General features: G+C 39.7%; 25 protein-coding genes and 1 other RNA gene. 5 read left to right on the top strand and 21 right to left on the bottom strand.

The window, feature by feature from the left end:
• Positions 1–19 precede the first annotated feature (19 nt).
• The 17 genes from M1G12_RS07965 to M1G12_RS07885 all read right to left on the bottom strand — a co-directional run bounded on the left by M1G12_RS07965 (position 20) and on the right by M1G12_RS07885 (position 9,260).
• Positions 20–307, bottom strand: coding sequence for a hypothetical protein (locus tag M1G12_RS07965; RefSeq protein WP_247949690.1), 288 nt, complete (start codon positions 305–307; stop codon positions 20–22).
• On the bottom strand, positions 304–765 hold the full coding sequence (locus M1G12_RS07960; RefSeq protein WP_419965919.1) for a DUF1642 domain-containing protein: 462 nt from the start codon (positions 763–765) through the stop codon (positions 304–306). The genes M1G12_RS07965 and M1G12_RS07960 overlap by 4 nt, the downstream gene beginning before the upstream one ends.
• A gap of 68 nt (positions 766–833) precedes the next feature.
• The gene (locus M1G12_RS07955; RefSeq protein WP_247949688.1) at positions 834–1,349 is read right to left on the bottom strand and encodes a RuvC family protein; all 516 of its coding nucleotides are present in this window, start codon (positions 1,347–1,349) and stop codon (positions 834–836) included.
• Positions 1,346–1,678 carry a hypothetical protein gene (locus M1G12_RS07950; RefSeq protein WP_164226333.1) on the bottom strand — a complete coding sequence of 111 codons (333 nt, stop codon included), beginning with the start codon at positions 1,676–1,678 and terminating at the stop codon, positions 1,346–1,348. Before M1G12_RS07950 ends, M1G12_RS07955 begins: the two co-directional genes overlap by 4 nt.
• A 13-nt stretch (positions 1,679–1,691) precedes the next feature.
• Complete coding sequence (locus M1G12_RS07945; RefSeq protein WP_247949687.1) at positions 1,692–2,837, bottom strand: DNA cytosine methyltransferase; 1,146 nt, start codon at positions 2,835–2,837, stop codon at positions 1,692–1,694.
• Positions 2,838–3,008: 171 nt separating this feature from the next.
• A complete protein-coding gene (locus M1G12_RS07940) occupies positions 3,009–3,524 on the bottom strand; it encodes a hypothetical protein (RefSeq protein ID WP_247949686.1) in 516 nt (171 codons plus the stop codon).
• A gap of 36 nt (positions 3,525–3,560) precedes the next feature.
• The gene (locus tag M1G12_RS07935; RefSeq protein ID WP_247949685.1) at positions 3,561–4,607 is read right to left on the bottom strand and encodes a DUF1351 domain-containing protein; all 1,047 of its coding nucleotides are present in this window, start codon (positions 4,605–4,607) and stop codon (positions 3,561–3,563) included.
• Between the two features lie 9 nt (positions 4,608–4,616).
• Positions 4,617–5,369 carry a phage recombination protein Bet gene (gene bet, locus M1G12_RS07930; protein ID WP_247949684.1) on the bottom strand — a complete coding sequence of 251 codons (753 nt, stop codon included), beginning with the start codon at positions 5,367–5,369 and terminating at the stop codon, positions 4,617–4,619.
• A gap of 18 nt (positions 5,370–5,387) precedes the next feature.
• Entirely contained in the window at positions 5,388–5,573 is a 186-nt protein-coding gene (locus tag M1G12_RS07925) for a hypothetical protein (protein ID WP_247949683.1), read from the bottom strand.
• The gene (locus tag M1G12_RS07920) at positions 5,570–5,749 is read right to left on the bottom strand and encodes a hypothetical protein (RefSeq protein WP_247949682.1); all 180 of its coding nucleotides are present in this window, start codon (positions 5,747–5,749) and stop codon (positions 5,570–5,572) included. The genes M1G12_RS07925 and M1G12_RS07920 overlap by 4 nt, the downstream gene beginning before the upstream one ends.
• 105 nt (positions 5,750–5,854) lie before the next feature.
• Positions 5,855–5,998: a hypothetical protein gene (locus M1G12_RS07915; protein WP_173212775.1), complete on the bottom strand. Its 144-nt coding sequence runs from the start codon at positions 5,996–5,998 to the stop codon at positions 5,855–5,857.
• Positions 5,999–6,008: 10 nt separating this feature from the next.
• Positions 6,009–6,332, bottom strand: coding sequence for a hypothetical protein (locus tag M1G12_RS07910; protein WP_247949681.1), 324 nt, complete (start codon positions 6,330–6,332; stop codon positions 6,009–6,011).
• Positions 6,333–6,346: 14 nt separating this feature from the next.
• Positions 6,347–6,625 (bottom strand): helix-turn-helix domain-containing protein, encoded by a 279-nt coding sequence (locus M1G12_RS07905; protein WP_247949680.1) that lies wholly within the window; start codon positions 6,623–6,625, stop codon positions 6,347–6,349.
• Between the two features lie 236 nt (positions 6,626–6,861).
• Complete coding sequence (locus M1G12_RS07900) at positions 6,862–7,716, bottom strand: ATP-binding protein (protein ID WP_247949679.1); 855 nt, start codon at positions 7,714–7,716, stop codon at positions 6,862–6,864.
• A gap of 9 nt (positions 7,717–7,725) precedes the next feature.
• Positions 7,726–8,544 carry a replication initiator protein A gene (locus M1G12_RS07895; RefSeq protein ID WP_247949678.1) on the bottom strand — a complete coding sequence of 273 codons (819 nt, stop codon included), beginning with the start codon at positions 8,542–8,544 and terminating at the stop codon, positions 7,726–7,728.
• A gap of 15 nt (positions 8,545–8,559) precedes the next feature.
• Positions 8,560–8,847, bottom strand: a complete 288-nt coding sequence (locus M1G12_RS07890) for a helix-turn-helix transcriptional regulator (RefSeq protein ID WP_345773309.1) — start codon at positions 8,845–8,847, stop codon at positions 8,560–8,562.
• 137 nt (positions 8,848–8,984) lie between these two features.
• Positions 8,985–9,260, bottom strand: a complete 276-nt coding sequence (locus tag M1G12_RS07885; RefSeq protein WP_247949676.1) for a hypothetical protein — start codon at positions 9,258–9,260, stop codon at positions 8,985–8,987.
• A gap of 165 nt (positions 9,261–9,425) precedes the next feature.
• On the opposite strand from M1G12_RS07885, the gene M1G12_RS07880 reads away from it, so the two are divergent.
• The 3 genes from M1G12_RS07880 (at position 9,426) to M1G12_RS07870 (ending at position 13,185) form a co-directional block, all read left to right on the top strand.
• Entirely contained in the window at positions 9,426–10,175 is a 750-nt protein-coding gene (locus tag M1G12_RS07880) for a helix-turn-helix domain-containing protein (protein ID WP_247949675.1), read from the top strand.
• A gap of 28 nt (positions 10,176–10,203) precedes the next feature.
• Entirely contained in the window at positions 10,204–11,748 is a 1,545-nt protein-coding gene (locus tag M1G12_RS07875; RefSeq protein ID WP_247949674.1) for an SNIPE associated domain-containing protein, read from the top strand.
• 354 nt (positions 11,749–12,102) lie between these two features.
• Complete coding sequence (locus M1G12_RS07870) at positions 12,103–13,185, top strand: tyrosine-type recombinase/integrase (RefSeq protein ID WP_049542781.1); 1,083 nt, start codon at positions 12,103–12,105, stop codon at positions 13,183–13,185.
• Positions 13,186–13,327: 142 nt separating this feature from the next.
• Here the strand turns inward: M1G12_RS07870 and ssrA are convergent.
• From ssrA to M1G12_RS07850, 4 genes are all read right to left on the bottom strand, one after another.
• Positions 13,328–13,675, bottom strand: a transfer-messenger RNA (tmRNA) gene (ssrA, locus tag M1G12_RS07865).
• Between the two features lie 61 nt (positions 13,676–13,736).
• Positions 13,737–14,372, bottom strand: a complete 636-nt coding sequence (locus M1G12_RS07860; RefSeq protein WP_247949673.1) for an SGNH/GDSL hydrolase family protein — start codon at positions 14,370–14,372, stop codon at positions 13,737–13,739.
• A 1-nt stretch (position 14,373) separates the two neighbouring features.
• On the bottom strand, positions 14,374–15,201 hold the full coding sequence (locus M1G12_RS07855; protein WP_247949672.1) for an HAD family hydrolase: 828 nt from the start codon (positions 15,199–15,201) through the stop codon (positions 14,374–14,376).
• 21 nt (positions 15,202–15,222) lie between these two features.
• Positions 15,223–16,548, bottom strand: a complete 1,326-nt coding sequence (locus M1G12_RS07850) for a CapA family protein (RefSeq protein ID WP_314725752.1) — start codon at positions 16,546–16,548, stop codon at positions 15,223–15,225.
• Between the two features lie 174 nt (positions 16,549–16,722).
• Between M1G12_RS07850 and def the strand changes: the two genes are divergently transcribed.
• Together def and rlmB are read left to right on the top strand one after the other, a co-directional pair.
• Positions 16,723–17,334, top strand: coding sequence for a peptide deformylase (gene def, locus M1G12_RS07845; protein ID WP_045611905.1), 612 nt, complete (start codon positions 16,723–16,725; stop codon positions 17,332–17,334).
• Positions 17,335–17,379: 45 nt separating this feature from the next.
• A complete protein-coding gene (gene rlmB / locus M1G12_RS07840; protein ID WP_045611907.1) occupies positions 17,380–18,108 on the top strand; it encodes a 23S rRNA (guanosine(2251)-2'-O)-methyltransferase RlmB in 729 nt (242 codons plus the stop codon).
• The last annotated feature ends 105 nt before the right edge of the window (positions 18,109–18,213 follow it).

Raw genomic sequence — 18,213 nt, 5'->3', positions numbered from 1 at the left:
GTCCCTCCGTAAAACGACATCATTCCACCTCCTCAAAATAACTATGAAATTTACTTAAATTAACAACAGCGACCTCTTCGACAAAATGTTTTTCGATGTCAAAGTCTGGATCATTTTTCCCAAACTCTTTCTTAATGGCTTTTTCGGCCAGCGAAGGTAAAGCGAATATACTTGCTCCGTTATTTAAGGCAAGCGCTTGACCGTGTTTATTTACTATTCGATAACCCACATCAAACGGTCTGATTTCCATTGGGATTTTTATGCGTTTACTTTGATTCTTCATTCCTTCTTCAAGCGTTTGTATCATCCATCAACCTCCTCAATCTCAATCCCTGGGCAATCGAATACCCAGCCGAATCCAGCTTCTTCGAGTTCTTTGCGAGTAAGTTTAGAATACGCTCTGCTGCTGTAGAAAAAAACAGCATTCTCATCAGGATTGTTCATAATGTACTGACCAGATGCTTTAATCTTAACCAGATACCTCTTTTCTTCATCGACCTCGTAACCAAATTGGTGCATGTTGACGAGGGTTTGAATAGGTGTATTATCTACGTCGTTTAACCAAAAAGCGAACTTACTATCAATCTTTCCCAACTCGCTTTTTGAAGATAACCAATCCCACACATTGTACTCAAATTCATCTTTGTGTTCCTCATACCAATCCGCCACAAACTGCTTTACTTTGACTTTTTCTGGCTCGTCTAGTTGTTTGATTAGATCAATTGCAGTTTTGGTCGGAATGCCTTTGACTACAGCTCCAAACATATTCAAACCATGAATCCCGATTTCTTCAAACTCTTTAATCAATTCCTGCTTATTCATCTTCCAACTCCTCAACTCACCTTGTGGCTTTCCAGATTTCCAAATTCTTGGCCATGGTTTACAAAATATGAACCAATCAGGATAGCGTCAGCTTCATCGTCTTTAACGTTCAGGTCGAATTCATCAGACACTTTAGCAATAGCCTGTAGCTTCATTGATTTCTTACTTCGGTCTTTGTAGCTGAACTTCCAGTGCTTGCGCCAGGTCGACACGTTCACGAAGTACACATTGTCAGCAATCAGTCGGCCAAGGATAATGCCTGTCACAATTCCAATACTGATCATGGACTGTTGATTTGGCCCCATGACTGAGTTCTTCTCGACCACAATTGATTCAAAATGGCAGTCGTATTTCTGGAGCGCTCTCGATTGAATTGCTCGCAGTTCGCTAGCCATGAAGCGCCCACGTTCAAAGAAAGACTTGCTTTTATGTTTTAAGACACCACTCTGGACAAGGTCAGAGCCGTGAAATACGGCCCATCCTGTCGCAGTAGTTGAAATGTCTAACGATAATGTCAATGAACTCATTGCAGTTCTCCCTTGAATCCACAGAGATCAAATAGGTTTCGTTTATTACTCTCAATAAACTCAAAGAACTTCTGAAGTTCGGCCAAGTGGCGCTTTTCTCTCTTGATTCCAAGGCTCGTATGATACTCTGTCGGCATTTTCGGTGTCACCTTAATATCTAACCAGTAGAGAGGCTCAAACACGTCGCCACTTGTATCAAGAGAAGCATCTGCATCTGTATTTCTAAAATGCATCTGCATATCATATTCAATTTTATTGGTGATCGTGATGGTCTTGTCCACGATTTCAAGTGTGATATCTGTTCCTGGTATGTCGATTTTATTTAGCATTTTTTACTTCCTTTTATTTCAATTCTTTTGCGATAGCAGCAATGACATTGACTGTCACACTGTTTCCTGCTTGCTTGTATAATTGACTGTTGCTATTTACTTCTTGCGCTTTATCAAAAGCCCAGTCTGGGAATCCTTGCAATCTCCAACATTCACGAGGTGTTAGTTTTCTAATTCTAAAATCAGGCTCAATTACTCCTTGACTTTCTCCAGTCAAGAGTGTATTGGCTACTTGCTTCCCAACTCGTCCTCGTCTTGTTTTAGAGTTTGGGTGTGATAAGTTCACACTATCCCCAACCTCTGCCTCTGCATAACCTTTAGATGTTGCTTCTTTGACTCTGATTTTAGGTTCAAGACCTCCACCTTGATAGGCTCGGATTGTTGGTGCGATGCCGTCTGTTTCGTAAACCACTCCACATTGATTAAAATTGGGTTGCAGGATTCCGAACTGTTTTATAGCGACCTGCTTAGGCTCTTTGTAATCTGTTGCGGTTAAAGTTCCCACTACACCACCTGAACCATAGACCACGCTTCTAGTTCCTTTCCTTGTGCCATTCGGATTTTTAGTATTGCCTATAATTTCTATTTTTGGTGGTTGATGATCAGATTGTTCACTTTCTCCGCTGATAGGAAAAACGTTTCTGGTACGTTCTCCTCTAAGATGTCCGATAATGAACACTCGCTCCCGATTTTGGGGGACTCCGAAATTTTTGCTGTTAAGCACTTGCCATTCCACATCGTACCCCAATTCGTCCAAGGTTCGGATGATAGTTTCAAATGTAGCCCCTCCGTCATGGTTGAGGAGTCCTCTGACGTTCTCAAGGAATAGATATTTAGGTCTGAGAACAGATGCGAACCTACAGATTTCAAAGAACAAAGTTCCTCGTGTATCTTCAAAACCTCGTCTGTGTCCCGCAATGCTGAAAGCCTGGCACGGAAAGCCTCCACAGATAACGTCCACACTTCCGAATCTTCGAATAGACTCATCTGTGACTCTTGTAATGTCATGTAATTCAATTTCTCCTTCTGTATTGTGTATCGCTTTATAACTGGCTCTAGCGTATTTGTCTACTTCACAAAATCCAACGCATTCATGCCCAGCGGACTCCATACCAAGACGAAAACCGCCGATACCAGCGAATAAATCCAAAAATTTCATCTGATTATCTAAAAAAATGCGACTGCCTTTGTGATAATTGGCTAAATACGGGCAGCCGCTCGTCCAAGGTCGCACGACCGTTTTTTTGACGCTTTCTAGTTCGCAGTTTTACAAGAATGCACGGCTTGTTGGTTTTTGAGTTGTTTCCAAAATGGAAATAGTTGGTTTTGGTTATTTTGATTCTTCAATAGCAAACATATCCTCGAATTCATCTGTCTGCTCTTTAAATTTCATCGGGCTGTCCCCTCTGAAATAAAATCCATTTTCATCCAATTCCCCTTTGACTCCTGTCGCCCAAGACAAGAAAATTGAGCCTTGGCAGTCAGGACAGTTCATGAATTTAAAGTAAGATGGAACCTTCCACCGCTTCGCACATCCGCAAAACGGGCATTGCAAATCAACATCGACCTTCTCGCTTGGTTTCTGCGAAAGCGCTGGACTTCTGCTAATTTTTGCTGAAAACCTGTCTGTGACTTCTTCGATATTGACAGGATCGATTTCAGCTATTTTTTCAGCATCATGTTTTAAAACGGTCTTTGTACCACCGACCTCTTTCCGACTCAAATCCTCAAGTATTTCATCAGACCCTGTGACCATCTGATAGGCTTTGAATAAGGTTTGATAATCAAGTTCCTGCGCTCGCTCAAAGCTCAATTTTACATCATCTTGTTCAATATAGATTTTCATTCTTTCCTCGCTTTCCTTGGATAACATCCCATACTTCTACAATTTCATTTCAAGTTCCGCCTGACTCAACGGCTCAATGCGTTGATACTCTTGGACAGTGTAGTTTTTCTTATATTCAAATCCCAAATCCGCAAGGCTATTCTTGAAATAGTCTTTTTCTTCCGTGTCAGAGAAATACACTTCCAAGGTCATTTTTTGGGTATATCGTTTTAAGCCATTTTCGGCCCCTCTGACAGCTTCTTGTTGGTTTTGGAATTGCCCACCGCCTAAGATTTCGCCCGTCTCTGGGTCAAATTCTTGTGTTTCCTCGTCGATATGACAGCCATGAATTGTTCTAAACTCTGGCTGATCTTCTTGTTGCTGAGCTAAAGCTTCCTCGCGTTCTCGTTCAGCTCGCTCTTGAGCCAATCTCAATTCTTCCTTTTGCTTTTCAAAAGCGTAGTCTGCCTTGATTTGCTCCAGCACTTCAACCAAAGTCATATCTTTCAGCATTCGAATATATGGCTGGTCTGTCATTCCGTACTCGGCACATTGCCCTGAGATTGCGGAGATAGTTTTCTTGTACTCTTCTTGCTTCTGATACTCAAATGTAATCATGTCATCAAGCGACTTCATCGTAACTTTCTTGAGCGTCACACCGTCAGCCATGAAATCGCCAGCCTTGATGTATTCAAGAGCTTTCTCGTCAAATAGACGAGGGTCAAGCATGTATTCTGACGCCTTATTTGTAATGTAACCCTTAACAGTATCCAATCTGAGTGCTTTCTGATGATCTTCAAACTCTTTGACATCTTTCGCAATCTTTTTGATGACACCATCAAGAGGTTCAACCTGCTCTGTGATGTATTCGTTGAAATCATCAGCAGTTTTTGACAAAACCTTTTTGATGTTGATACGCTCGTCAGATATCTGCTTGAATAGCTTTCTGAGATCAGCTAGTACCTGCTTATCGTCCTTGATGGTCGAAGCAGTAACTGTGTAATTTTGGTACTTCGTTACCACTTCTTTAATATTTTGTTCAAACAACTCACGGTCTAAAATTTCAACCTGAGCTTGAGTTACACTTACTTGTAATTCTTGCATGTTGTCCTCCTAATATTCAAGTTCACCATCTAGCAACTCTCCTTGGATTGGCTCCTCATTTTGAATAGGCTCAGAACCTACATGATTTGCTTCTTGCTCTTTGTTAAATTGCTCAATTTGAGCCATCTTGCGTGCTACGACATCCTCACGGCTTTCTTGAGGTGTGATATCTTTGATACGGTCAAATGTTTCGCCTCCGTCATCCTCTGTGTACATATTTCCTAAATCCTCAGGGAAAGCCTCTCTGAGAGCATTTACTAGGGCTGTTTTTCTAATCATTGTAGCTGGCATAGAGTTCCAAGTGCTTTGTTTCTTGTTGTATTCTTCAAGAGATACCTGGATTTCTACAGGTACTTTGAAATTTTTGCGATAGACTCTAGCCCAACCGCCTACCAAGATATCACCAGGTAGCATAAGAGCCCCTTTGCGTTCGTGCATAACACCCTCGCTATCTACTGCCACTACTCCAGCCTCAAAACCCTCATAGTCTTTACATTGGGCAGCACGTTTCAAGAAAGCCTCTTTAGAGACAATCAAGTTGAATTCTGTGCCTCCATTACGGTTTTTGTAAGCTACAATGTAGACCTCATTAGCAAATGGGTTAAGATTGCGACCTTTACACAAGGCTAGAGCATGACCTACTTGTTTTTCAGTCAGTAGGTTTTGTGGGTCAAAATACTTTTTGATGTCTGCCCCAGTTAGTAAACTTGGGTCAGTAGTGATGTCACGTTTTATCTGCGTTGCTAATTGATTATTAGTCATTTTCTTCTCCTTTTAGTTTTAGTAATTAAACATTGTCCCACAGTATCCAGCATCTTCTAATGCTAATTTTCGAAAATAATGTAACATGTCGTTAATACTCATTTTTCTAACCATTTTCTCGGTTAGGGACTCGCCATCAATTTCTGCTTTCATTTCTTCTCTGAGTTCTTGTTTCCATTTTTTGTAATATAATCGCTTTTTCATTTCCTTCTTCCTTTCGTCTTCTTCAAATTCCAATTTTCACGCTTTAAGCGCTTGTTTTCGTTTTGCAACTTCAAAATAACGTCCTGTTGTTCGTTGATGATTTGCCCCAGCTCTCGGCCAAGATGAATGTAATTAGAGCGCAAGTTGCCATTATCTGCATATAACTCCTCAATCATACTTCATCACCCACATATAAATACTGTCCACATCCAACATAGATGTACTGGCTAGGGTCAAGTTCTTCTTGCTCCTCAGGCGGTTGCATTACATCTCTGTCATAATCAAACATGAGCATACACCTTTCCGAGTTCCAGAACTCGCTTCACATATCCAGCCTTGGATGTTAGCCCAAGATCCAGTAATTCGTTTTTTTCTTCATGGTTGGCCAAAAGCCATACACGGTTTTCAAGTTCAATTCTAGTCATTATCTTATCCTCAACGTAGCACTTTCATAATCACTTTCTTAGGCTCCGGCAAAGCTAACGGCTCAGGCTTCAAACCTTCAGGGCGTTCGTTATCAAACGTAAATCCTTGAAACTCTCTGCGGATGTTTTGACGGATTTCCTCACGTTCAATCTCACGACCGATTTCAACCGCTTCGTTAAACGCTTGTATAATTTTCGTATCACGTTCTTCCAACTTTCGTTGTTTCTCAAGTTCGTGCAGTTCCATTTGTCGTGCTAAAATCCCAGCACCAATGAATCCCAAAATCACTGCGCCGGTTCCTAAAAGCTGATTAATTAATGGTGGTTCAAACATTTTTTCTATCTCCTTTATTTTGCTAACTGACTCTGAAACCGAAGTACATCGTTCAAGTCATATAAATACTTACCGCCTTTAGCATTTTGCTGATAGCGGAATTTCCCTGCGTCTCTGAAATCTTCGATTTTCTTTCTTCCCCAACCTGTCCTTTCTTGAACATCTTTGATTGAAGCCCAGTTCGTGCCTCTTGCCACTCGCATTTTAGCTTCAGTCATAGCTTTCACATTCAACTGGACAAGTTCTTCAAGCAGTTCATTTTTGAAATCTTCTCCAAACAATTCTAAAGCCATTGGCAATTTCCTCTCTTTCGTGTTATAATCATGTTGAATATTTAAGTATGCGCCTGATTGCCGTCAGGTGCTTTTATTTTTAGGTTCTATAGACGCTTCCATTTGTTGCGTAGTACGTCAGTTCGTTCATCTTTCTTGTAAACTGGTAGTCGCTTGTAATTAGCAACCGCTCTTTCAGCAAGCTAGATAGTCCGTAGTGATTAGCTTCAAACTGTTCAATAATTTTCTGACGTTCTTCAGTAGTCACTTGCTGACAAGGTGCGTCTAGACTCTGTGTCATTGCTAAATTTGAACGCATTAGTCTTCATGTTTCCTTTCGTTATTCTATCTACGAGGCTTTTCTCGTAAAGTTGTTCCAAGTGATTGCCTCCATAGTTCGTAGTTATAATCGTGTTCGTCCTGTTTTCAAGTATCTGATACAGGACTTTTTGCATCCAGTTGTTCCCCTGCTTGATTTCATCTCCTACACTCGACTCTTTGCCAAGGTCGTCCAAAATCAAGTAGTCCACTTTCTGCAAGAACTGGATAGTCCGTCTTTCTTCCCACTTGGAATCCTTGTATCTAAAAGCGTCTTTCATCCGTGAGAATAGTTCCATGGATGGAATATAGACCACTGAGCGCTTCAACTGGAACTTCTGAAAACTCTCGTTCAGCGTCTTGGCAATTCCAACTGCTAGATGGCTCTTACCAACTCCAGGAGGACCGCTGATAATCGTATTACCCTCATATCGCTCCTTCACATAGTCAACCGTCACACGCTTAGCGAAATTGACTGCTTCAGCGTCTTGGTCTGTGTGAATCTCAAAGTTGCCGATAGTGGCATTTTGTAAATCAGGTGGAATGATGCTCTCCTTAGAAAATAAAGAGTAAGACCTTGTATTTCTGATTTGAGCCTCAGCTTGAGCAAGTTGTTCGCCTGCTTGACTGTTGATTTTCTCCTGTTCACATTCAGGGCAATAAGTCAGCACATTCTGCGTGCAAGGGTTGACCGAACGCCACATATAGACTCCCTCATGCTTAGGGCATTGAGTATTCAAGGTTTCAATCTGTAAAAATCTACCCTGCAATTCATCTCTTGATACTGCTCGCATAGCACCCTCCTAGAATCCCAGTCGTGGGTTGTAACCATCGTCTGACAATCTCAACTCACTGCTCGACTTCCCACTTGACCTCTTCGGTTTCTGCCTATTCTCTACCAACTCAACAGTTACTAAGCCCTTCTGCTTCCAATCTCTCAAAATGCTACTGAGATATTTGAAGTAAGGTTTACCATTGCCCACACATTCCTTGATTGCTAACTTGATAACCTCTTTACTATGGTCTTGCAAGAAATATTTCAAATCCTCAATCTCAAACGGTGTCGGGTATCTTCCAAACTCTGAAAAAATCCAATCGTGAACAATACCTAAGTCTTTTTCTGCTGGGGCGTCCTCTATACTATATAGAGTGTTAGCACCAGCACCATCTGGTTCACTCAGTCTTGATAAATTAGTATTGATATTATCAGTCTTGATTGACTGTAATTTTTGCAGTTCTTGACCTGTATTTTTTACAGTTCCATACTGTAATTTTTGCAGTTCTTGACCTGTATTTTTTACAGTTCCGGAAATGTATAGACGATTAGGCTTGTTAACCCCTTGCCTTTCTTCTTTAATCAGTCCAAAGTCTTGCAATTCTTTCTTTGCTTTAATTACAGTTTTTTCATTGCAATTAAGCAATTCCATGAACTGCTGGTTTGTAAAGTAAATAAAGACATCTCCGTTTTTGTCATGCCATTTATTTTGAATAGACAATGTACGTCTATCAAAAATCAGCATGTACATAATCTTCGCTCTAATACTCAAATCCTTGTATTCTTCGTCAAGTAACCACTGCGGAAACTGATAAAAAGCATTGTTTTTTACTTCGCTTATTTTCAACCATTCCCTCTCCTTCTATTTAACCACGTTTCGTGGTCTTGGATCTGAAAAAATTTCGCCAATATCTTTTTCTAAAACATCAGCGATAATAAACATTTCGTCAGATTTAAAAGCACGTTGTCCTCTTTCTTTTTGACGAAATGCAGTTTCTGAAATACCTAATTTTCTTGCTAACTCTTTTTGTGTTATGCCTTTTTCTTTTCGTAATTGATAAAGATATATTTGCACGCACTCACCCCCTTGTACTTCTTTCCAGCGCCCTGAGTTCAATCTCATGGCTGGCTTGTCTAAATAGCTTTTCACACGCTATCTTAGCTTCTCTGTATGTTTCATGCGAGCCAATGAATTGATCTGCAAGTTCTATGACTTTTCCTGTCATTCTATCGCCTCCTTTTTTATTTTGCTCTTGGAGCAATAACTAGGAGAGGAATCGCACCTCTCTACGCTACCCTAGCTTGTTTAGCCTCTTCAACCTTTTCAAGAACCAAGATTGTAAGAGCCATTTCTTGAAAATCTTTATCATCAAATCCGATAACGTCGCCGTAAACTCTGATTGTTGTCAATAGCGTGTTATACAATTCGTACATATCATCTGATGATAGTTTTTCACGGTCTAGGATTTCTCCTAGTTTAAGCGAGCGTTCTCTGCGGTTCTTAACTTGTAAGATTTCTTTTGCTAGTGCGATTTGTTCTTGAGTTGTGATCCCTTTATTCATTGCATTGCCCTCCGCTTTGTTTTTTTGTTATTTCCTTAAGCTTGATTTAATTATAGCACACGTTTCGTGGGTTGTCAACACTTTTTTAACGAAAACACAAAAAAAGTTTTCTTTTCGTGGGTTTTGTGTTATACTTTACTTATAAAATAGAAAGGGGATTCAATCATGGATAAAGAACAGATTGCGATTGTTATTGGCGAGAAAATAAGGCAATACAGATTGGCAAATGGTTGGACTCAACAAGAATTGGGCGCTAAAATTGGTATAAGTAAAAACGCCATTGGCAATTATGAAAAAGGGTTTAGGTCTCCTAAGAAAAATACTATGTTTGACTTAGCTAAAGCATTCAGTATTTCGATTGATGACCTCTTTCCTCCAGTTCAAAAGCCTTATCCGAGCGATATCCAAACCATCTATGACAAACTAGAACCGCCTAGACAGGGGAAAGTCCTGACTTTTGCCGAGAGGCAACTGAAAGAGCAAAACGAAGAAGAAACGAAGATAAACGAAGTATCGGAAAACATCATCAGACTGGACGACTACAGACAGACGACTCACCGCCGTGTTACTGGGGTTGTCTCTGCTGGTAGTGGCTCGATGCAGGACGACGATTTAGATATGGAAGTTTCGTTCTATGAGGATGAAATCCCAGACGACTACGACGCTATCGCTTATGTCGTCGGCAACTCTATGGAGCCAAAGATAAAGAATGGCGACTACCTATTTATCAAGAATACACCTCAAGTTGACTATAACACAATCGGTATCTTCCAAGTAGACGGTGCTAACTATGTTAAGAAACTGCGACAAGGATATCTTGAAAGCTTGAATCCAGATTATGAAGATATACATCTAGATGAAAGCAACGATATCCGCATTATTGGAGAAGTCGTGAGCATTTATAGGGAAAAATAAAGTGTAATCTTATTTTAAGGAGTTTATTATGAAAGAGCGCATACCACTACATTATCAACCTTGGTTTATTGCTATATTACTGTTAGCATGGCCTGTAACAATATTTATATCAACATTACTTGGCCTGATATTTATTTACAGAAGATCTAGAAAATACAGTTTTATATCAAAAGAGAAGTTCAATGAGCTTTCTCAATATGAAGTTATACTTGATAGCAAGAAAGAAGCGGATTTTATTTTAACGAAAGCAAATAATGAAGCGGAAATGATTTTGCAATCCGCTAAAGAAGAAGCTGATAAGATCCTTTCTCAAGCTAACAAAGAAATAGAATTATTTGAAAACATAGATAAAGCTGATGATATTCTTATAGAAGCACAAAATCAAGCTGAGGAAATTCTGGAGAATGCCAAACAGGAAGCTGAAGAAATCAAAGAGAATACTCTTCAAGAGAAATATTCCCTAAAAGCGTCTTTGAAAGAATTGAGTAGGAAAGTAGAAAAACTTAAACAAGAAGAAAAAGATTATGAAGCGATATTGAAAGAAAAATCTAGTATCGTTATCGCTCATGAAACGACTGTAGACTTTACTGACAACATTACTTCTAACGAGTTAAAAAATACATTATCTATCCTTCAAATAAAAGAAAAGGAATTGATTGCAGACGGAAAAGCTTGCCGCTCCACTTCTTACGACGATGACTACAAGAAACGTGAAAAACAATCTAAAAAATTGTTGCGTGCATTTAATGCTGAAACAGATTATTACTTGACGAATGTAAGAATGAACAATGTTGATACTTACCGCAACAAAATCACTAATACATTCTCAACGTTAAATAGATTATTCTCTATCGATAATGTTCAAATCACAAAAGAATTACTAAATATTAAATTAGAAAAGCTAGATGCAACATATAAATACTATTATGTTCTCGAGCAAGAACGTGAATTATTGAAAGCTAAAAAAGAGGAAATGAGAGAACAACAACGGGTAGAGAAAGAACTTCAAACTCAAAAAGATAAAATCATCAAAGAGGAAAATCAATTCAGAAATGAAGTTGTTAAACTAATGAAGTATCTAGAGTCATCTAATACAGATATCGAGAAAGAACTTTATGCAGATAAGATTAAAGAACTAGAAGATAAAATCAAAGAATTAGAAAAAGACAAAAAAGATGTTGAGAATCGAGAAACCAATACTCGCGCTGGATTCGTCTACATCATCTCTAATATTGGCTCTTTCGGAGAAAATGTTTATAAAATTGGTATGACAAGACGTCTTGAACCAATGGATCGTATCTCTGAATTGAGCAGTGCTTCTGTTCCATTCCCGTTTGACGTACACGCTCTAATTTTCAGCGAAGATGCTCCTGCTCTTGAAACAACTCTACATAACTATTTTAGAAAACAAGAAGTCAACAAAGTAAATTCTCGCAAAGAGTTCTTCCGAGTAAATTTAGAAGAAATTAAAGATTTAGTACACAAAGAGTTTAACAATACCGTACACTTTACCGATGTTGCGGTCGCTGAACAATATAGAGAAACTCTACGAATTGAATCTACACTCACTTAAAAAGGATATTATCTATGAAAAAAACTACTAACAACATCAGCTATCTTTCTTAGTGCTACAAACTCAAAAGATAAGATTTTAGAGAGTTTCAAAGGGTTTGAGTAGATCGTTGACAGTATTTATAAATTGAACTATAATTAAGTTACTTAGAGGCAAGCCCTCATAATTTTAAACTTTGCACCTTAGCGTGCCAGGGGAAGTAACTTAGCTGTTGCTTCCCTTTTCAAAACCAAAAAAATCCCCACGCTCGCAAAGTTTGGCGACTCTGAGCGTGAGGATGTACTGTATAAGGAAACGACCATTAAAAAGGTAGTTTTCTTATACCCATTTTATCAAGAAATGAGGTGAAAATCAATGGAAATAAAGTCTTATAAAAAGAAAAACGGCGAGACGGCTTTTGGTTTTAGAATTTACGTCGGAAAAGAAAACGGAAAAGACAAGTATATTAAACGAAGAGGATTTGCGACTAAAGCTAAAGCAAGAGCAGCACTACTTCAACTTCAGGAAGATATAGAAAGCGGAGAACAAAGCAGGAAAGAAATCACGGTTGAGGAAATCGCAAAAAAATGGCTCAAAGATTATTCTGAGACAGTGCAAGAAAGCACATACATCAAGACATCTAGGAATTTCAAGAATCACATCTATCCAGCTTTCGGCAATAGAAAGATAGCTACGATAACACCACTTCAAATGCAGGAACAAGCTAACGAGTGGTCGAAGAAACTGGTCTATGGGCGTAAGTTAAAGGGGTTGATGAATAATGTTTTTAAGTATGCAATCAGACATGGTTACATTGATACCAATCCAGTAGACAGCGTGATTACATCAACAAGAAAGAAATCAGATAACAAGAGCGACTTCTATAGCAAAGACGAACTTAAAAAATTTTTAAAACTTGTCTCCAAAACAAAGGATCTAGAGAAGATAACTCTATTCCGTCTTCTGGCCTTCACAGGGGCACGAAAAGGGGAGATTTTAGCCCTTGAGTGGAATGACTGGACAGATAATACTCTTGACATAAATAAGGCCATTACAAGAGGTTTTGCAGGCGAAGAGATAGGCAATACCAAAACGGTAAGCAGTAATCGACTAATCAGTCTGGACAAGAAAACAAAAAGTATTTTGAAAAAATGGAAAAAGCAAAATCCAAACACCAAATACATTTTTGAAAATGAATTTAAAAAGCCAATTCCAAGCACTCTTCCTAGAAAGTGGCTTATCAAAATTGTGGAAGGTAGCGACCTACGTCCAATTAAAATCCACGGTTTCAGACATACACACGCTAGTCTATGCTTTGATGCTGGTATGACTTTGAAGCAAGTCCAACATCGGTTAGGACATTCCGACTTGAAGACGACCATGAACGTTTATACTCACATAACTAAGCAAGCAAAGGATGACATCGGAGAACGCTTTGCCAATTATATTAATTTTTAAACACAACAGACCTTCTTCAAAAAGAGGGTCTGTTTTAGGGTCTGTCTTTTTCGCAAAAGAATACCAAGGAATACCAAAGACAAAAATAAAAAACGTTGATTTAACAACGTTTTACCAAGAAATGCAAAAGAATGCAAAGGAATAATGGAGCCGGTGGGAGTCGAACCCACGTCCAAACATCTGCTAACATATTTGTCTACAACCATAGGTTATGTATTCGTTTAACAGTCCCTCGACACATAACTCAAGCCTAGAAACCGCGAGTCTATCAATCTCTTATCAAGCCGCTAGACAAGACTTGATCGTATCTCGCTAATAATAAGACCTGTCATTGAACACGAGCAATCCAAATCGGGTCACGCCTGCTGGTTTTTAGGCAGCTAGAGCGTAAGAAGTGTTATTTTTTGCAGTTATATTTAACTGAGCGTTTACGTCGCCACACGAGTCGCAAAATATGCCTCATAATGCCTGTCGAATCCGTAACGACCCCAAAAGACAATAAAACCATTATACCTTATCTAACACAAAAATGCAAAAAGGAAATCAACTAACTACACAAGATAGTCTTTCAAGGCTTTTGTCAAAACCTGATAACCAGCAACACTAAGGTGCAACCCATCAGTTGTATAATCTTTTTTGAGTTGACCTGCTTGGTCTGTCAAACTATCAAAAACTGTCACAAATTCCATCTGCATGTAGGCAGAAGCAAGCTCTTGATAGGCTTGATTCCATTTCTGAATTTTTTCATTCGTGCGGATATAAACTGTCTGCTTGTACTCCTCTCCCTCATTGACTGGCAAAATGGAAAGCAATTTAATCTCAGTCAATGGATAATCGCGAGCAATGGATTGTATGATAGCTTCTAGATTATTGAGAGCCTCATTCACAGGCACATCTTTTCCGATATCATTTGTCCCAATCAAAAGGACAATTTTATCTACTGCTCCACCGTACAGATGCGCATCTAGATTCTCTAGTAACAGCCCTGTCTGATAACCTCGAATGCCTCGATTGACAATCGTCTTCGAAGTCCCAAATAGTTCCTGCAGAGGATAATATTCGACAATGGAATCACCTATAAATAGAATATCTGGCTCTAGAACAGAAACCTGATTTAAGTAACGGTACTTGGTTTGGATCTTTTCTTGTTCCTTGAGGAGCCAATTTTCTAATAACTGTACTGCCACTTCATTCTCCTTTTTCCAACCAGTTCTCCAAGACTTGATAAACTCCTCCTTGGCTGTTAGTTGGTGCTAGAGCAGTAGCCACAGCTTTGGCTTTATCATCAGCATTTTCCATCGCATAGGCAATTCCAGCCATTTCAAGCATTTCAACATCATTTTCACTGTCACCAAAAGCCATGATTTGTTGGGGAGTCAAGTCCCAACGCTTGAGTAATTCTTCCAAGCCCCATGCTTTATGAATCCCAGCTTGGAGGATATCAATGCAACCATAGCCACTCGATACAGCCCGAACACGGCCATCAAAGAGGTCATTGATTTCTTCCAAAACTGAACTCAAACGTTCCTCACCAACAACCATACTCATCTTAAGCACACCACCAAAGAGGTCAGAGGTTAATTCGTCCACAAAATGCATCCGTTGGTAGAATTTTTCAATCATTTCTGGAGTCATAAAACTTTCCAGGTCTGTAAAAATCGTACCTTCTTTGACGAAACCACCCTTCATCCCCGTTACAACAAACTGGTCCTGACACGCTCGATCCTTGAAATGAGCCAAAGCCTTGTCAACAATGGCATCATCCCATGTCTGAGCCTGAATCAGTTCATTGTTTTCAAAAATACGAGCACCATTAGCAACAACCAGAACCACTCGATCGACCAAGTTCTCCAGTAGTTGCCTCATTCGATGAATTTCATTGCCCGTCGCGATGACAAAACGAATCCCCCTTTGATCCAACTGATCTAAAATCTTTTCCAAGCGTGGGAGATCAAGTTGGCCTCTAGCATCCAACAAGGTCCCATCCATATCTGTCGCAATTACTTTAATCGTCATTTACTTTCCTCTGGATTAAAGTTAGTCCCACTTCAATCCCACATGTTCGTTCATTTCTTTGTAGGCTGTATCAATTCGTTCCTTAGTCGCTTCATCTAACTGGTCACGATGACTACCACCCTCGATAAAATCTTCTAAGATATAAGTTTGGTATAGGAATAGTGGATAACCTTCTGGAGAATAGGTTCCTTTTGGTGTACGGTTTACCCAAGAAGGATGCGCTTTGGCAGTTTCGATTGTCGTCTTACCGGCTTTTTTCTTAACAGTCACATCCATGAGCACGCCACGCTCTGTCCACTTAGCATTCTCTTCATCTTGCATGGTTTCAATTCGTTGATTGGAAATGAAGTTCCCCATTGAATAGATAATGAGTTTCTTGTCCCCATCTTTTTCAACCGTTTCAGATGGTTCAACTACGTGAGGGTGCCCTCCAAAGATAATATCAGCTCCCCAATCAATCATCTTGTGATAAAGAGCCTTTTGTTCTTCAGTTGGTTCCAAGCGATACTCCACACCCATCTGAGGCATGATAATGGTGATATCCGCTTCCTTCTCTGCCCGTTCAATTTCAGCCTTCATCTTGTCTTCATTTAGGTCTGAAAGATAGCGGGTATAGTCTTCTTGAGAAATACTTTGCTCAATTCCATTAAAACCATAAGAATAGGCCAAAAGTGCAACCTTGATACCGTTCACTTCCTTAATAACCAGTGGAGCTTGATCACGTGACTCATGCGTATACACTCCAATAGGTGTCATTCCTGCCTTTTCAATAGCATCTGCTGTTGAGACCACACCTTCTATTTGTGAATCTAAAATATGGTTATGCGCCAAGTCTAGCACTTGATAACCAGCATCCTTGATGGCATCCATGACTTCTCCAGGTGCATTAAATAGCGGATAACCAGCCAAATAGTGGTCCTTGTTTACAGTCCCTTCAAAATCACCTAAAATCAAATCAGCTTGTTTTAGCCATGGTTTCACATAATCAAAATTTTCATGAAAATCATAGGTCCCATCTTCTTTTAAGGCAGAACGATAGATAGGAATGTGATAGAGGAGGTCCCCGTTGGCCATAATTCTAGCAGTCTTTTCCTCTTCCTGATCTTTGGAGTTTTGATTAGTCTTATTTACTTCTTGAGAAATGGTATCCTTTTTTTGACTGGTCAAGGGGATTCCTTGGAAACTTTCAAACAACAAGACCAAGCCCATTGATAAAGCAACAGCTAGCAAGAGTATCGCAACAAATCCCTTATTGCTCCACTTTCGATAACTCCTAAAAAAGTTTACAAAACTCCTCATAAAACGAAAAACTGGTCCACGTTTATGTCTATCTTGTCTTCTTTGCATCTTTATTCTCCCTACTTTCTAATGCAAGCCTTTTCTTTTTATTATATCACAGATAAGTAATTCTTTCACAATTGAATTGAATCTGCTAGGCATTTTCTATAAAAGCTCGATGCCGTAATGCTTTCAATCCTTGTCATTTTGTGATATCATGTAGAGGTAATGAAAGGAGAGAAAATGTCTGCAATAGAACGTATTACAAAAGCTGCTCACTTAATTGATATGAACGATATTATCCGCGAGGGGAATCCTACTCTACGCGCGGTTGCTGAGGAAGTTACCTTCCCCTTGTCTGACCAGGAAATCATTCTCGGTGAAAAGATGATGCAATTCCTCAAACATTCCCAAGATCCTGTCATGGCTGAAAAAATGGGGCTCCGCGGTGGTGTTGGACTCGCTGCCCCTCAATTAGATATCTCAAAACGTATTATCGCTGTTTTGGTACCAAATATTGTTGAAGAAGGCGAAACCCCACAGGAAGCTTACGACTTGCAAGCTATTATGTATAATCCAAAAATCGTCTCTCACTCTGTTCAAGACGCTGCTCTTGGCGAAGGAGAAGGTTGCCTCTCTGTCGACCGCAACGTGCCTGGCTATGTTGTTCGCCATGCCCGCGTTACTGTTGACTACTTTGACAAGGATGGAGAAAAACACCGTATCAAACTCAAAGGCTATAACTCCATCGTTGTTCAGCATGAAATTGACCACATTAACGGAATCATGTTTTACGATCGTATCAATGAAAAAGACCCATTTGAAGTTAAAGATGGTTTACTGATTCTAGAATAAAAAAAAATCCCGTTTCAAGACGGGGTTTTGTGTTATAATAGAGGCATGAAAACAAATGATATTGTCTATGGCGTCCACGCCGTTACCGAAGCCCTCCTTGCAAACACAGGGAACAAACTTTACCTCCAAGAAGATCTCCGAGGTAAGAATGTTGAAAAAGTCAAAGAACTGGCTACAGAAAAAAAAGTATCCATTTCTTGGACTTCAAAAAAATCCCTCTCTGAGATGACTGAAGGTGCTGTCCACCAAGGTTTCGTTCTACGAGTATCCGAATTTGCCTATAGCGAACTGGACCAAATCCTTGCCAAAACACGCCAAGAAGAAAATCCACTTCTATTGATTCTGGATGGGTTAACTGACCCTCATAATCTAGGTTCCATCTTGAGAACAGCTGATGCGACCAACGTTTCAGGTGTCATCATTCCCAAGCACCGTGCTGTCGGAGTTACTCCTGTCGTTGCCAAAACGGCCACAGGTGCTATTGAACACGTTCCAATTGCCCGTGTGACTAATCTGAGCCAAACTCTAGATAAACTCAAGGATGAAGGTTTCTGGACCTTTGGAACGGATATGAACGGTACTCCTTGCCACAAGTGGAATACAAAAGGGAAAATCGCCCTCATCATCGGAAATGAAGGAAAAGGCATCTCTAGCAACATTAAAAAACAAGTCGATGAAATGATTACCATTCCTATGAATGGCCATGTTCAAAGCCTTAATGCCAGTGTTGCTGCAGCTATTCTTATGTACGAAGTTTTTCGAAATAGACTATAAAAAAGTTTCCAGTCATCTGATTGGAAACTTTTTTGGCTCTATAATATTTGTAGTGGGTAAATCCCCTATGGATATTATGGAGCCTATTTTGTTGTAGAAAAAAAG

The sequence above is a fragment of the Streptococcus mitis genome (genome assembly GCF_023110375.1).
Lineage (GTDB): Bacteria > Bacillota > Bacilli > Lactobacillales > Streptococcaceae > Streptococcus > Streptococcus mitis_CI.
Note: the sequence above shows the minus strand (reverse complement) of the source record. Positions and strands in the feature narration are given on the sequence as shown.

Bases quoted from the DNA above. Each gene is read 5' to 3' on its own strand.
- M1G12_RS07925 (WP_247949683.1), bottom strand. From the start codon at position 5,573: ATGAAAAAGCGATTATATTACAAAAAATGGAAACAAGAACTCAGAGAA.
- M1G12_RS07855 (WP_247949672.1), bottom strand. From the start codon at position 15,201: ATGACGATTAAAGTAATTGCGACAGATATGGATGGGACCTTGTTGGAT.
- M1G12_RS07885 (WP_247949676.1), bottom strand. From the start codon at position 9,260: ATGAATAAAGGGATCACAACTCAAGAACAAATCGCACTAGCAAAAGAA.
- M1G12_RS07965 (WP_247949690.1), bottom strand. From the start codon at position 307: ATGATACAAACGCTTGAAGAAGGAATGAAGAATCAAAGTAAACGCATA.
- M1G12_RS07950 (WP_164226333.1), bottom strand. From the start codon at position 1,678: ATGCTAAATAAAATCGACATACCAGGAACAGATATCACACTTGAAATC.
- M1G12_RS07875 (WP_247949674.1), top strand. From the start codon at position 10,204: ATGAAAGAGCGCATACCACTACATTATCAACCTTGGTTTATTGCTATA.
- M1G12_RS07880 (WP_247949675.1), top strand. From the start codon at position 9,426: ATGGATAAAGAACAGATTGCGATTGTTATTGGCGAGAAAATAAGGCAA.
- rlmB (WP_045611907.1), top strand. From the start codon at position 17,380: ATGAAAACAAATGATATTGTCTATGGCGTCCACGCCGTTACCGAAGCC.
- M1G12_RS07955 (WP_247949688.1), bottom strand. From the start codon at position 1,349: ATGAGTTCATTGACATTATCGTTAGACATTTCAACTACTGCGACAGGA.
- bet (WP_247949684.1), bottom strand. From the start codon at position 5,369: ATGACTAATAATCAATTAGCAACGCAGATAAAACGTGACATCACTACT.
- M1G12_RS07920 (WP_247949682.1), bottom strand. From the start codon at position 5,749: ATGATTGAGGAGTTATATGCAGATAATGGCAACTTGCGCTCTAATTAC.
- M1G12_RS07910 (WP_247949681.1), bottom strand. From the start codon at position 6,332: ATGTTTGAACCACCATTAATTAATCAGCTTTTAGGAACCGGCGCAGTG.
- M1G12_RS07905 (WP_247949680.1), bottom strand. From the start codon at position 6,625: ATGGCTTTAGAATTGTTTGGAGAAGATTTCAAAAATGAACTGCTTGAA.
- M1G12_RS07870 (WP_049542781.1), top strand. From the start codon at position 12,103: ATGGAAATAAAGTCTTATAAAAAGAAAAACGGCGAGACGGCTTTTGGT.
- M1G12_RS07935 (WP_247949685.1), bottom strand. From the start codon at position 4,607: ATGCAAGAATTACAAGTAAGTGTAACTCAAGCTCAGGTTGAAATTTTA.
- M1G12_RS07900 (WP_247949679.1), bottom strand. From the start codon at position 7,716: ATGCGAGCAGTATCAAGAGATGAATTGCAGGGTAGATTTTTACAGATT.
- M1G12_RS07850 (WP_314725752.1), bottom strand. From the start codon at position 16,548: ATGCAAAGAAGACAAGATAGACATAAACGTGGACCAGTTTTTCGTTTT.
- def (WP_045611905.1), top strand. From the start codon at position 16,723: ATGTCTGCAATAGAACGTATTACAAAAGCTGCTCACTTAATTGATATG.
- M1G12_RS07945 (WP_247949687.1), bottom strand. From the start codon at position 2,837: ATGAAATTTTTGGATTTATTCGCTGGTATCGGCGGTTTTCGTCTTGGT.
- M1G12_RS07960 (WP_419965919.1), bottom strand. From the start codon at position 765: ATGTTTGGAGCTGTAGTCAAAGGCATTCCGACCAAAACTGCAATTGAT.
- M1G12_RS07940 (WP_247949686.1), bottom strand. From the start codon at position 3,524: ATGAAAATCTATATTGAACAAGATGATGTAAAATTGAGCTTTGAGCGA.
- M1G12_RS07915 (WP_173212775.1), bottom strand. From the start codon at position 5,998: ATGACTAGAATTGAACTTGAAAACCGTGTATGGCTTTTGGCCAACCAT.